General features: G+C 73.8%; 12 protein-coding genes. 7 read left to right on the top strand and 5 right to left on the bottom strand.

Annotation, left to right across the window (positions count from 1 at the left end; genetic code table 11):
- Window positions 1-20: 20 nt before the first annotated feature.
- The 3 genes from FZC61_RS01310 to FZC61_RS01320 are packed head-to-tail and all read right to left on the bottom strand — an operon-like array spanning window position 21 to window position 2,151.
- Entirely contained in the window at window positions 21-548 is a 528-nt protein-coding gene (locus tag FZC61_RS01310; protein WP_148611686.1) for a type III secretion system chaperone family protein, read from the bottom strand.
- On the bottom strand, window positions 538-1,779 hold the full coding sequence (gene mshA / locus FZC61_RS01315) for a D-inositol-3-phosphate glycosyltransferase (protein WP_246142459.1): 1,242 nt from the start codon (window positions 1,777-1,779) through the stop codon (window positions 538-540). The genes FZC61_RS01310 and mshA overlap by 11 nt, the downstream gene beginning before the upstream one ends.
- 42 nt (window positions 1,780-1,821) lie before the next feature.
- The gene (locus tag FZC61_RS01320) at window positions 1,822-2,151 is read right to left on the bottom strand and encodes a hypothetical protein (RefSeq protein ID WP_148611690.1); all 330 of its coding nucleotides are present in this window, start codon (window positions 2,149-2,151) and stop codon (window positions 1,822-1,824) included.
- Window positions 2,152-2,242: 91 nt separating this feature from the next.
- Between FZC61_RS01320 and FZC61_RS01325 the strand changes: the two genes are divergently transcribed.
- Together FZC61_RS01325 and FZC61_RS01330 are read left to right on the top strand one after the other, a co-directional pair.
- Window positions 2,243-3,028, top strand: a complete 786-nt coding sequence (locus FZC61_RS01325) for an SDR family oxidoreductase (RefSeq protein ID WP_148611692.1) — start codon at window positions 2,243-2,245, stop codon at window positions 3,026-3,028.
- 72 nt (window positions 3,029-3,100) lie between these two features.
- The gene (locus FZC61_RS01330; RefSeq protein ID WP_148611694.1) at window positions 3,101-3,790 is read left to right on the top strand and encodes an aspartate/glutamate racemase family protein; all 690 of its coding nucleotides are present in this window, start codon (window positions 3,101-3,103) and stop codon (window positions 3,788-3,790) included.
- Window positions 3,791-3,874: 84 nt separating this feature from the next.
- On the opposite strand, the gene FZC61_RS01335 is transcribed toward FZC61_RS01330, so the two are convergent.
- Complete coding sequence (locus FZC61_RS01335; protein WP_148611696.1) at window positions 3,875-5,149, bottom strand: protealysin inhibitor emfourin; 1,275 nt, start codon at window positions 5,147-5,149, stop codon at window positions 3,875-3,877.
- Between the two features lie 234 nt (window positions 5,150-5,383).
- On the opposite strand from FZC61_RS01335, the gene typA reads away from it, so the two are divergent.
- Genes typA through FZC61_RS01350 form a run of 3 tightly spaced genes read left to right on the top strand, consistent with a single transcriptional unit; the run spans window position 5,384 to window position 9,014 of the window.
- Complete coding sequence (gene typA / locus FZC61_RS01340; RefSeq protein ID WP_148611698.1) at window positions 5,384-7,273, top strand: translational GTPase TypA; 1,890 nt, start codon at window positions 5,384-5,386, stop codon at window positions 7,271-7,273.
- A 10-nt stretch (window positions 7,274-7,283) separates the two neighbouring features.
- The gene (locus tag FZC61_RS01345; protein ID WP_148611700.1) at window positions 7,284-8,672 is read left to right on the top strand and encodes an MFS transporter; all 1,389 of its coding nucleotides are present in this window, start codon (window positions 7,284-7,286) and stop codon (window positions 8,670-8,672) included.
- 9 nt (window positions 8,673-8,681) lie between these two features.
- Window positions 8,682-9,014 carry a hypothetical protein gene (locus FZC61_RS01350; RefSeq protein ID WP_148611702.1) on the top strand — a complete coding sequence of 111 codons (333 nt, stop codon included), beginning with the start codon at window positions 8,682-8,684 and terminating at the stop codon, window positions 9,012-9,014.
- A 13-nt stretch (window positions 9,015-9,027) separates the two neighbouring features.
- On the opposite strand, the gene FZC61_RS01355 is transcribed toward FZC61_RS01350, so the two are convergent.
- A complete protein-coding gene (locus FZC61_RS01355; protein ID WP_148611704.1) occupies window positions 9,028-9,879 on the bottom strand; it encodes an NmrA family NAD(P)-binding protein in 852 nt (283 codons plus the stop codon).
- A 75-nt stretch (window positions 9,880-9,954) separates the two neighbouring features.
- Between FZC61_RS01355 and FZC61_RS01360 the strand changes: the two genes are divergently transcribed.
- Together FZC61_RS01360 and FZC61_RS01365 are read left to right on the top strand one after the other, a co-directional pair.
- Window positions 9,955-10,869 (top strand): AraC family transcriptional regulator, encoded by a 915-nt coding sequence (locus FZC61_RS01360; RefSeq protein ID WP_148611707.1) that lies wholly within the window; start codon window positions 9,955-9,957, stop codon window positions 10,867-10,869.
- 14 nt (window positions 10,870-10,883) lie between these two features.
- Complete coding sequence (locus FZC61_RS01365; RefSeq protein ID WP_148611709.1) at window positions 10,884-11,888, top strand: TIGR03617 family F420-dependent LLM class oxidoreductase; 1,005 nt, start codon at window positions 10,884-10,886, stop codon at window positions 11,886-11,888.
- Window positions 11,889-11,927: the final 39 nt, after the last annotated feature.

The raw sequence follows: 11,927 nt of genomic DNA on the forward strand, positions 1-11,927 counted from the left end.
GTCCTGGACGGACTGGCGTCCTACGTGGTCGCCGGCTCCGGCTCGTCGCCGGCCTCGAGCCAGCCGCGGAAGGCCTCGAGGTTGTGGGTCGGCTCGCCGCGCAGCTTGCGCCACTCCCACTCCTTGCGGATCGAGGAGGCGAAGCCGAGCTCGAGCAGCGGGTTGAAGGACTCGTCGGCGGTGGCGAGCACCGCCCCGAGGATGCGGTCGAGCTCGTCGGGCGTCACCACGGCCAGCGGCAGCCGGGCGTCGAGGTAGATGTCTCCGAGCCGGTCGATGGCGAAGGAGACGGCGTAGGTGCGCAGGTTCTTCTGCAGCAGCCAGCGGTAGACCCCCTCGTGGTTCTCGTCGGGCGAGCGGCACACGAAGGCGTGGATCGCGACGTAGTGCGGGCCGACGTCGAGGCGGACGGCGGTCTGCAGCTTCTTCTCGCCGGGCAGTGCGAACCCGAACACGCCGGCGTCGGGGCCCGCGGGCTCCTCGACCTCGATCTCGTTGGCGGCGAGGTAGTCACGGACGACGGCGACGACGGCAGGGTCAGCGGGCATCCTGCGATGCTCGCATGAGGGTGCGGGCCCGGCGGTACACCCCGAGCGTCTGGTCGGCGGTCGCGTCCCACGAGAACTCCTGCGCCTGCAGCAGGGCCCCGGCGGCCAGCCGAGCCCGTTCGGCGTCGTCGCAGGCCGCCCGCCGCAGCGCGGTGGCCCAGTCGGCGGGCTCGTGGCCGGGCACGAGGAGCCCGCTGCGGCCGTCGCGCACGACGGTCGTCAGACCGCCGACGGCGGCCGCGACGACGGGGGTGCCACAGGCCTGGGCCTCGACGGCGACCAGGCCGAACGACTCGTTGTAGGACGGGACGGCGACCACCGTCGCCGCGGCGTACCAGCGGGCGAGCTCGGCCTGGGTCACCGGCGGCACGAACCGGACGACGTCGGCGATGCCGAGCTCGGCGGCCAGGGCCGCCAGCGCGGAGGGCCGGTCGAGCCCGCTGCCCGAGGGGCCGCCGACGACCGGCACGAGCAGGCGTGAGCGCAGGGCGGGGTCGCGCTCGAGCATCACGGCGACCGCGCGCAGCAGCACGTCGGGCGCCTTGAGCGGCTGGATCCGGCCGGCGAACATCAGCACGACCGCGTCGCGGGGCAGCCCGAGCGCGTCGCGCGCCGTGCCAACGTCAGTGGGCCGGAAGACCCCGAGGTCGACCCCCGGGTGGACGACCTCGACCCGACCGGGGTCGGCGTCGTACAGGTTGATGAGCTGCTTGGCCTCGAGGTCGGTGTTGGCGACCAGCACGTCGGCGGCCTCGACGACCTGCTCCTCGCCGATGACCCGCGCGGCGGGCTCGGGGATGTCGCCGTCGGCGAGCGCGTCGTTCTTGACCTTCGCCATGGTGTGCATGCTGTGGACCAGCGGCACGCCCCAGCGGTCGCGGGCCAGCGCCCCGACCTGGCCCGACAACCAGTAGTGGGAGTGGACGGCGTCGTAGTGGCCGACCGGCTGCGCCGCCTCGGTGCGCAGCACCTCGCGGGCAAAGACGCAGAGCTGGCCGGGCAGCTCGTGCTTGGTGAGCCCCTCGAAGGGGCCCGCGGTGATGTGACGGACCGACACCCCGTCGACGAGGGGCACGACGGGGTCCAGGCGCGAGCTGGTGGCGCGGGTGAACACGTCGACCTCGACACCGCGGGCGGCCAGGCGGCGTGCGAGCTCGACGACGTAGACGTTCATGCCGCCGGCATCGCCGGTGCCGGGCTGGTCGAGCGGGGAGGTGTGCAGGCTGATCATCGCAAGCCGCCTCAGTTCACCCATGAACGACGCAACCACGCGTCAGGACCGGTGATTCCCGGGGCGGGCCACGGCCACCTCCGGGCGCGGTCGGCGCAGCAGCGCGACCGCGACGCACAACGTCGCCACGCCCCCGAGGACGGCGTCGACCTCGCGGTCGGGAGCGGCGTCGCGCAGCACGGCGAGCACCGCGAGGGCCAGGGCGACCGAGCCCGCACCGCAGACGATCGTCAGCCACCAGGCCCGCACCAGGCCGGCGCCGGCGACCGCGACGGCCACCGACACGAGCACCAGACCGACGACGGAGAGCAGGTCCGCGTCGACGAACAGGTTGGCGACCAGGCACACGCCCCCGACCAGCGCGGCTCCCATCTCGACCATCCGCACCCAGCACCCCGTTCCTCGGGTTTCCCCGGTCCGACCCGACGACGGGTCAGTCTGCCAGTCCGGGATGATCGAGGACATGACCGACAGCCCGACCTCCGCAGCCGTGAGCACCGCCGTCAGGACCGCCGTCGTCACCGGCGCCAGCAGCGGCATTGGTGCCGCCACCGCCCGCACCCTCGCCGGGCTGGGCTTCCACGTCGTCTGTGCCGCCCGGCGTACCGACCGGGTCGAGGCGCTGGCCGCCGAGATCGGCGGTACCGCCGTCACCTGCGACGTCACCGACGCCGACTCGGTCGCTGCGCTCGCCGCGGTCGTCGGTGAGCGGCTCGACGTGCTGGTCAACAACGCCGGCGGCGCCTACGGCTCCACCCCGGTCGCGCAGGCCGACGCCGACGAGTGGCGCCGGATGTACGACGTCAACGTGATCGGCCTGGTGCAGGTCACCCGCGCCCTGCTCCCCGCACTGCTGCGGGCCGAGGACGGCGCCGGCGTCATCTGCAACGTCGGCTCGACCGCCGGCCGCATCGCCTACGAGGGCGGCGGCGGCTACACCGCCGCCAAGCACGGCACCCAGGTCGTCACCGAGACCCTGCGCCTGGAGCTCTGGGACCAGCCGGTCCGGGTCTGCGAGGTGGCGCCGGGCATGGTGCGCACCGACGAGTTCGCCCTGGTCCGCTTCGACGGCGACGCCGAGAAGGCCGCCTCGGTCTACGCCGGAGTCGCCGAGCCGCTGGTCGCCGAGGACGTCGCCGACGCCATCGGCTGGATGGTCACCCGCCCCCGCCACGTCAACATCGACGAGCTCGTGATCCGGCCGCGCGCCCAGGCGGCGCAGCACAAGGTCCACCGCGTCCTCGACTGACGGCGCACGCCGGCTGAGCTCGCGAAGCGGGCCACGCACCCCCACCCCACGCCGTACGGCAGAATCTGGCCCATGCAGACGATCGGACTGATCGGCGGGATGAGCTGGGAGTCCAGCGCCGTCTACTACCAGGCGCTCAACCAGGGCGTGGAGAAGCGACTCGGCGGGCTCTCGTCGGCGAGGACCGTGATGGCGTCGGTCGACTTCGCCGAGGTCGACGCCCTGCAGCAGCAGGAGAAGTGGGACGACGTCGCCGAGGTCCTGGCCGCGGCCGGGCGCTCGGTCGAGGCGGCCGGCGCCGACTTCCTGATGATGTGCACGACGACGTTCCACCGGGTCGCCGACCAGGTCGAGCAGGCGGTCTCCGTCCCGCTGCTCCACCTCGGTGACGTGATCGCCGAGGCCGTCGTGGCCCGCGGCCTCGACTCGGTCGGGTTCATCGGCACGGCCTACCCGATGTCGCGCCCCTTCTTCGTCGACCGGATCGCCTCGCACGGCCTGACCGTCCACGTCCCCGACGCCGCCCACCACGAGGCCGTCAACCGCATCGTCTACGACGAGCTCGTGCACGGCCGGGTCCTCGACGCCTCGCGCCGCACCGTCGTCGGCCTGGTCGACGAGCTCTGGGACGCCGGCGCCAAGGGCCTGGTCATCGGGGCGACCGAGCTCGAGCTGCTGGTGCGCCAGGCCGACGTCGAGCTGCCGCTGTTCCCGGCCACCACGTTGCACGTCGACGCCGCGCTCGACCGCGCGCTCTCCTGACTGGTCGCCTCCGCCCGGGCCTGTGGCCGGCCTGGTCTGTGGTCGGGGCGCCGTTCTGCTGATCGGCCCGGACCCGGCGCACGCTCAGCGGTCGGCGCCCTCGCCGTCTCCCGGGTCGCGCAGCACCAGGTCGACCAGCTGACGCAGGTCGTCGGTCATCTCGCGCTCGGCGAAGCGCCCGGTGCGACCGTCGACCTCGAGCTCGTAGGTGAAGCCGTCGGGGTGGGTGGACGGGACCTGCTCGGACAGCACGCCGACCCGCGCGACCAACGAGCGCAGGTCGTGGTCGAGGTCGACCTCGCGCTCGACGGTGCGGCCGATGAACCCGCCGCTGCGGCGCACCCGGACCCTCGCCCCGGCCGGGGCGACACCGACCTCGGCCCACGCGCCGCGTACGGCGTCGGCGTGGTCGCCCGCGGCGGCGACGGTCGCCGCGGCGAAGCCGGCGAAGTCGGTGTCGGGGCGCACCCGGTCGCCGGTCAGTGCGGCGAACCAGATCGGGCCGGCGCCCTCCCACGTGCGACCCCCGATCGCGGTCGCGGCGAGCTGGAAGGCACGGTTGGGGATGCCGGAGTTGAGGTGGACCCCGCCGTTGTCGTCGGTGGTCTCGACGTAGTCGGCCAGCCTCCCGACCTGGGGGTCGCGCCCGAGCCGCGGGTCGTCGTAGGCCGTGCCGGGGGCGCGCATGTCGCGCAACGCCCTGGCTTGCACGCCGGGACCGAACAGCCCGGCGCCGATCAGCCAGTCGGCGTCGGCGGCGCTCTCGTCGCGCAGCCGCTGGCGCAGGCAGGCCGCGAACACGTCGGAGACCGACTCGTTGAGGGCCCCCGGCTGACCGTCGTAGACGAACCCGGCGGTGCGCTCGGTGACGGCGTGGGCGAGCTCGTGGCCGATCACGTCGACGGCGCCCGTGAACCGCTCGAACAGCACCCCGTCGCCGTCACCGAAGACCAGCTGGGCGCCGTCCCAGAACGCGTTGACGTAGTCGACGCCGTAGTGGACCGACGCCAGCACCGGTGCCCCGCGGCCGTCGTAGGAGTCGCGGCCGAACACCTCGGCCAGGAGCGCCAACGACGCCGTGACGCCGTCGGCGGCCTCGTCGACGGCGACGTCACCGGACGCCGGGTCGCCGGCCGATCGCACCCGTCGGCCCGGGAGGTGCTCGGTGTGGCCGGCGTCGTGGACGGTCCACGCCGGTGTCGTGGTCGCCCGGGCCAGGGCCGCGCTGGGAGTGGGTCGCAGCGCCGCGCGGGCGGCGCGGAGGCGCTCGTCGGTCACCAGCGTCGCCGCGGCCGCCGGGTCGGTCTGCGCGAGCCGACGCAGCAGGTGGGGTGGCAGGAAGCAGGGCACCGAGAGCATGGGACAGGTCTACCCCCGCGCACCGACATCCGCCACGGGTCGGGGAGGTCGGCGGCGGTCACGTGGTCTCGAGACGGTCGCGGGCGACCTCCTCGACCACCGTCGGCACCGTGTGGTGCGGTCGTCACCGCCGACGAATCGGCCTGCGGTCCGCACCACAACTAGACTCGTCCAGGCCCTGGGCACGTCTTCGGGCCGCACGCTTCTCCCGACCCGACAGGACGTCGTACTGCTATGCCCACCACCCGCGCCGATCTCCGCAACGTCGCCATCGTGGCCCACGTCGACCACGGCAAGACCACGCTCGTCGACGCCATGCTCCGCCAGGCCGGTGCCTTCACCGCCCACCAGGCCGAGAGCGTGGCCGAGCGGGTCATGGACTCCGGTGACCTCGAGCGCGAGAAGGGCATCACGATCCTCGCCAAGAACACGGCGGTCCACTACGAGGGTCCCGCCGGCGGCGGCCAGCCGATGGTCATCAACATCATCGACACCCCCGGCCACGCCGACTTCGGCGGCGAGGTCGAGCGCGGCCTGTCGATGGTCGACGGCATCGTGCTGCTCGTCGACGCCTCCGAGGGCCCGCTCCCCCAGACCCGCTTCGTGCTGCGCAAGGCGCTCAACGCCGACATGCCGGTGATCCTGGTCGTCAACAAGACCGACCGGTCCGACGCGCGCATCGCCGAGGTCGTCGACGAGACCTACGAGCTGTTCATGGACCTGCTCGACGACTCCCACAGCCAGGACGCGCTCGACTTCCCGGTCGTCTACGCCTCCGGCCGCGCCGGCATCGCCAGCCTCGAGGCGCCGGAGAACGGCGCGATGCCCGAGGGCAACGACCTCGAGCCGCTGTTCAAGACGATCCTCGACACCATCCCCGCGCCGGTCTACGAGGAGGGCGCGCCGCTGCAGGCCCACGTCACCAACCTCGACGCCTCGCCGTTCCTGGGTCGGCTCGCGCTCGTGCGCGTCCACCAGGGCACGCTCAAGAAGGGCCAGCAGGTCGCGTGGATGCGTCGCGACGGCGACGTCAAGACCGTCAAGATCACCGAGCTCCTCGTCACCGAGGGACTCGAGCGCAAGCCGGGCGAGTCGGCCGGTCCCGGTGACATCGTCGCCATCGCCGGCATCCCCGACATCACCATCGGCGAGACCCTCGCCGACCCCGAGAACCCGGTCGCGCTGCCGCTCATCCACGTCGACGAGCCGGCCATCTCGATGACCATCGGCACCAACACCTCCCCGCTGGTCGGACGGGTCAAGGGCAGCAAGGTCACCGCCCGCCTGGTCAAGGACCGCCTCGACTCCGAGCTGGTCGGCAACGTGTCCCTGCGCATCCTGCCGACCGAGCGTCCCGACGCCTGGGAGGTCCAGGGCCGCGGCGAGCTGGCGCTGGCGATCCTGGTCGAGCAGATGCGTCGCGAGGGTTTCGAGCTCACCGTCGGCAAGCCCCAGGTCGTCACCCGCGAGATCGACGGCAAGCTGCACGAGCCGTTCGAGCGCCTGACCATCGACGCGCCGGAGGAGTACCTCGGCACGATCACCGAGCTGCTCGCTGCCCGCAAGGGCCGCATGGAGCAGATGACCAACCACGGCACCGGCTGGGTCCGCATGGAGTTCCTGGTGCCCGCGCGCGGCCTGATCGGCTTCCGCACCCAGTTCCTCACCGACACCCGCGGCACCGGCATCGCCCACGGCATCTCCGAGGGCTACGAGCCGTGGGCCGGCGAGATCCGCTCGCGCAACAACGGCTCGCTGGTCGCCGACCGCAAGGGCGCGGCCACGGCGTACGCCATGACGTCGCTGCAGGAGCGCGGCGTGCTGTTCGTCGAGCCCACGACCGAGGTCTACGAGGGCATGATCGTCGGCGAGAACTCCCGCACCGACGACATGGACGTCAACATCACCAAGGAGAAGCAGCAGACCAACATCCGGTCCGCCACCTCCGACAACTTCGAGAAGCTGGTCCCGCCGCGCAAGCTGTCGCTCGAGCAGTGCCTGGAGTTCTGCCGCGACGACGAGTGCGTCGAGGTCACCCCCGACGCGGTCCGCATCCGCAAGGTCGTCCTCGACCAGAACGAGCGCGCCAAGACCGCCAGCCGCGCCCGCAAGGGCACCAAGTAACCCCGTAGGCGTGTCCGTCCAGCCGTCGCCCGGTCGTGCCGTCAGGCGTGACCGGGCCCGGCTGACCACCCTCGCACTGGTCACGACGGTCGGCGCGGTCGTCAGCAGCCTGGGGGCGCCGCTGGTGCCCAGCATCGCCGCGCAGTACGACGTCTCGGTCACCTCCGCCCAGTGGGCGCTGACGGCCACGCTGCTGGCCGGCGCGGTCGCGACGCCGGTGCTGGGTCGGCTCGGCACCGGTCGCCGACGGCGGCCCACGGTGCTCGCCGGGATCGCGGTGGTGCTCGTCGGCACCCTGCTCGCGGCGCTGCCGCTGGGCTACGGCCCCCTCGTCGTGGGGCGAGCGCTGCAGGGCGTCGGTCTCGCGCTCGTGCCGCTCGCGCTCGCCGTCGCGCGCGACGCCTACCAGGGCGCCGACCAGGTCCGGGTCCTGGCGCTGCTGTCGGTGACCACGGTCGCCGGCGCAGGCCTCGGCTACCCCGTGACCTCCCTCGTCGCGGCGTACACCGGCCTGCACGGCGCCTACGTCTTCGGGGCGGCCCTGGTCGCCCTGACCCTGCTGCGCGCGCTGCGCCACGTGCCGGCCGACCTCGACGTGCCCGGGCAGGCCGTCGACCTCGTCGGGGCCACGCTGCTGAGCACCGGCACGTTGTCGTTGCTGCTGACCGTCAGCCAGGGCCGCGTGTGGGGGTGGACGTCGCCGGCGACCACCTCGCTGGCCGTGCTCGGCGTCGTGGCGGTCGCGGCGTGGGTGCGCTGGACCCTGCGACAGGACCACCCGCTGGTCGACCTGCGCCTGGCCGCCCGTCCGGGCGTGGTCGGCCCGCACCTGGTCGCGCTGGTGCTCGGCGTCGGCATGTACGGCCTGCTGAGCCTCGCGGTCGTCGTCGTACGTGCCGACGGGTCGGCCGGCTACGGCCTCGACCTCGGCGTCGCGGCCGCCGGCCTCGTGCTCCTCCCCTACTCGCTGGCCAGCGTCGCCGGCAGCCGGGCCGCCCGCTTCGTCGACCGCCGCTACGGCGACCGGCTGCTGCTGCCGCTGGGGTGCTCGTCGTTCGCGGCGTCCCTGGCGCTGCTGGCCTGGCACCACGAGCACCTGTGGCAGCTCCTGGTCGCGATGGCCGTCGGCGGCCTGGGCAGCGGTTTCTCGTTCTCGTCGCTGGCCGGGCTGATCGTGCCGCACGTGCCGCCCCACGAGACCGGCAGCGCGATGGCCTTCAACCAGCTGCTGCGCTACCTCGGGTTCGCGACCGGGTCGGCGGTCAGCGTCGTGCTCGTCGAGGTCTACGGCGGCGACGCCTCCGGGCTGGTCCGCGCCCTGCTCACCCTCGCGGCGATGTGCCTGCTGGCGGCGGTCGCCGCCTGCGCGCGCGACCCCCGCTCAGGGACCCCGGCGTAGGGTCCGAGCATGGGAGCAGAAGCGCAGGGCTGGGTCCAGCTCGCCGCACAGGCGGTCGAGGCGATGGTGTGGCTGGCGCTGAGCCTGTGGTGCCTCGAACGGCTGCGGGCCCACGTGTGGGCCAGGCTCGCCGGGGTCGGCGCCGCGCTGCTCCTCGTGCCCGCCGCGACGCTCACCGCCGGACGCGCCCAGGCCATGCTCGGTGCCGAGCCCTTCATCCTGCAGGGCTACGTCACCAGCACCCTCCCCACGGCGTACGCCGTGATGAAGGTCGTCGCCGCCGGCCTGCTGCTCGCCGCCGTGCTCGTGGGTCGCGGGGCGCCCCGGCCCACTCCCGCGTAGCCGACCGCCGTTCTCAGGCGGCGCCGGCCCGCCACGCCGCGCCCTCGCGGGCGGCGAAGGCCTCGAAGCTCTCCGGGGCACGCCCGGTGACCTCCTCGACGGTCGCGCCGGGCCGGGAGCCGTGGCCTGCACGGATGAGGTCGAAGAGACCGGCCAGCACCTCGGCGTAGTCGGCGGGGAGCTCGGCCGACTGCGCCTGGGCCACCCAGACGTCGCGGTCGAGGTCGACGTGGCTGACCTCCTTGCCGGCGTGGCGGGAGACGACACCGGCCACCTGCCCCAGGGTCAGGGCCTCGGGGCCCGCGATGTCGTGGGCGGCCCCGGCGTGGGCGGCCGGGTCGAGCAGGGTGGCGGCCACGACGGCCGCGATGTCGGCGGTCGACACGAACGCCTCCGTACCGTCACCGGTCGGCGCGACGATCACGCCGTCCTGCGCGATCGACGGGGCGAAGAACGACTCGGTGAAGTTCTGCATGAACCACGACGGCCGCACGATGCTGTGGGTCAGTCCGGTCCGCGCGGCCAGGTCGAGCTCGACCGCCCGCAGGGCGGCGTCGTCGGGGGCGAGGTCGACCCCGTAGGCGCTCAGCATCGTGACGTGGCGGACCCCCGCCCGCTCGGCGCGGTCGAGGAACGCCGCGACCTTCGGGGGGTGGTCCAGGCGTCCCGCCGGGGGCACGAGGTAGACCGCGTCGACGCCCTCGAGCGCCGCGTCGTGACCGCGGTCGTCGTACCAGTCGAAGGTGGCGTCGCCACCGGACCGGGCGGCGGTGCGGGGGCGTGCGCCACCCGCGGCGAGGAGGGGGACGAGGCGGCGCGCGGTCTTGCCGGTGCCGCCGAGGACGAGGATCGTGTGATGGGTCATGCGCCCAGCCTGCCTCGCGCGCACGACCTTCTGAATGGTCGAGAACTGCTCTTCGATGTGTGAGACGCTTACGTGGTGGACCTTCTGCACCATCACCTCGACCGGGCCCGTGCCACGGGGTCGGCGTTCGCCCGCACCGTGCGTCACGGCCCGTGGGGCCTGCGGCTCGACGTCGGCGCGCCGCTGGTCGTCCACGTCGTCATCGAGGGTCGGACGACGATCTGGCTCGACGACGACCCCGCCGGCGCCGTCGAGCTGGGACCCGGTGACGTCGCGGTCGTCAGTGGCGGCCGGGGCCACCGGATGGCCCATCGCCTCGGGGCGCGCTGCCAGCCGATCGAGCGCTTCGTCACCGGTGACGCCGGCGTCCCGGCCGACGGCCCGCGGGTCGACTTCCTCTGCGGCGCCTACCGCTTCGAGGGCGACACCCAGCACCTGCTGGTCGACGGGCTGCCGCCGCTCGGCGTCGTGCGGCCGGGTCCGGGCGACCGGCTGCGGCTGGCGACCGACCTGCTCGCCTGGGAGCTCGCCGAGCCGACGGCCGGTCAGCAGACGGCCGTCGACCGCCTCCTCGACCTCATGCTCGTGCTCCTCATCCGCGAGGCCTACGGTCGCGACGGCGAGCACGCCCCGGCCTGGTACGCCGCCGCCGACGACCCGCGGGTGCGCGAGCCGATGCGGGCCATGCACGAGCGTCCTGCCGCCCCCTGGTCGGTCCCGAAGCTCGCGGGTCTCGCCGGGCTCTCCCGGGCGCGGTTCGCCCGGGTCTTCACCGAGCTGCTCGGCCAGACGCCGATGGGCTACCTGACCGACCTGCGGATGAGCCTGGCGCGCGACCGGTTGCGCGACCCCGCAGCGACGCTGGCCCAGGTGGCCCACGAGGTCGGCTACGCCGACGCCTACGCCTTCGCCGCGGCGTTCAAGCGCGAGCACGGTGTCGCCCCGGGCCGGTGGCGGCAGCAGCTCGCCGCGACAGGAGCGCCCACGTAGGGGATGCTGCTCCCGTGCTCCTCGACGTCCAGCTCGACGCGCGCCCCGACGCCGCCGCCGACCGGGCGCGAGCGCTCGTGGGCGCCGGGGTCGACGGGCTGTTCACCTTCGAGGGCCCGCACGACGTGTTCCTGCCGCTCGCGGTCGCCTCGCAGGCCGTCGAGACCGACCTGATGACCAACGTCGCGATCGCGATGCCGCGCTCGCCGATGCACCTGGCCCACGCGGCCTGGGACCTCCAGCTGATGTCGCGCGGCCGGTTCCGGCTGGGCCTGGGTTCGCAGGTCAAGGTGCACGTCGAGAAGCGGTACGGCGCCACCTGGTCGCCGCCGGCGGCCCGGATGCGCGAGATCGTGCTGGCGGTCAAGGCGATCCTCGGCTCGTGGCAGGACGGGACCCGTCTCGACTTCGTCGGCGAGCACACGCGTCACACGCTGATGCCCCCGACGTTCGTGCCCGGCCCCAACCCGTACGGCGCCCCGCCGGTCCTGCTCGGCGCCCTCGGCCCGCTGATGACCCGTACCGCCGCCGAGGTCGCCGACGGACTGCTGGTGATGCCCTTCCACAGCCACCGCCACGTCCGTCAGCGCACCCTGGCCGCCGTGGCCGAGGGCCTGGCCGCCGCCGGGCGGCGCGAGGTCGCGATCCACCCCCAGGCCATCACCGCGATGGGCCGCACCCCCGACGAGCAGGCCGCCGCCGACGCCGGCGTCCGGATGCTGCTGGCGTTCTACGGCTCGACCCCGGCCTACCGGCCCGTCCTCGACGTCGAGGGCTGGGGCGACCTCCAGCCGCAGCTCAACGCGCTGTCCAAGGTGGGTGACGTCGGCGCGATGACCGCGCTGGTCACCGACGAGATGCTGTCGACCCTCGCCGTGCGCGGCACGCCCGAGGAGTGCGCGGCCGAGATCGGCCACCGCTTCGGCGACCTCGCCGAACGGGTCTGCTGCTACTTCCCCGGCTACGACGCCCCGCTGGAGTCGGTCGGCGCGCTGCGGACGGCGCTCGCCGCGGTCTGAGCGCATCCCACGGTGGTTGAGGCGGCGAGCGCAGCGAGC

The organism is Nocardioides rubriscoriae (assembly GCF_008087085.1).
Classification (GTDB): domain Bacteria; phylum Actinomycetota; class Actinomycetes; order Propionibacteriales; family Nocardioidaceae; genus Nocardioides; species Nocardioides rubriscoriae.

Coding starts and splice junctions, on each gene's coding strand:
- FZC61_RS01325 (WP_148611692.1), top strand. CDS start 2,243: ATGACCGACAGCCCGACCTCCGCAGCCGTGAGCACCGCCGTCAGGACC.
- FZC61_RS01310 (WP_148611686.1), bottom strand. CDS start 548: ATGCCCGCTGACCCTGCCGTCGTCGCCGTCGTCCGTGACTACCTCGCC.
- FZC61_RS01330 (WP_148611694.1), top strand. CDS start 3,101: ATGCAGACGATCGGACTGATCGGCGGGATGAGCTGGGAGTCCAGCGCC.
- FZC61_RS01320 (WP_148611690.1), bottom strand. CDS start 2,151: ATGGGAGCCGCGCTGGTCGGGGGCGTGTGCCTGGTCGCCAACCTGTTC.
- typA (WP_148611698.1), top strand. CDS start 5,384: ATGCCCACCACCCGCGCCGATCTCCGCAACGTCGCCATCGTGGCCCAC.
- mshA (WP_246142459.1), bottom strand. CDS start 1,779: ATGATCAGCCTGCACACCTCCCCGCTCGACCAGCCCGGCACCGGCGAT.
- FZC61_RS01335 (WP_148611696.1), bottom strand. CDS start 5,149: ATGCTCTCGGTGCCCTGCTTCCTGCCACCCCACCTGCTGCGTCGGCTC.
- FZC61_RS01350 (WP_148611702.1), top strand. CDS start 8,682: ATGGGAGCAGAAGCGCAGGGCTGGGTCCAGCTCGCCGCACAGGCGGTC.
- FZC61_RS01355 (WP_148611704.1), bottom strand. CDS start 9,879: ATGACCCATCACACGATCCTCGTCCTCGGCGGCACCGGCAAGACCGCG.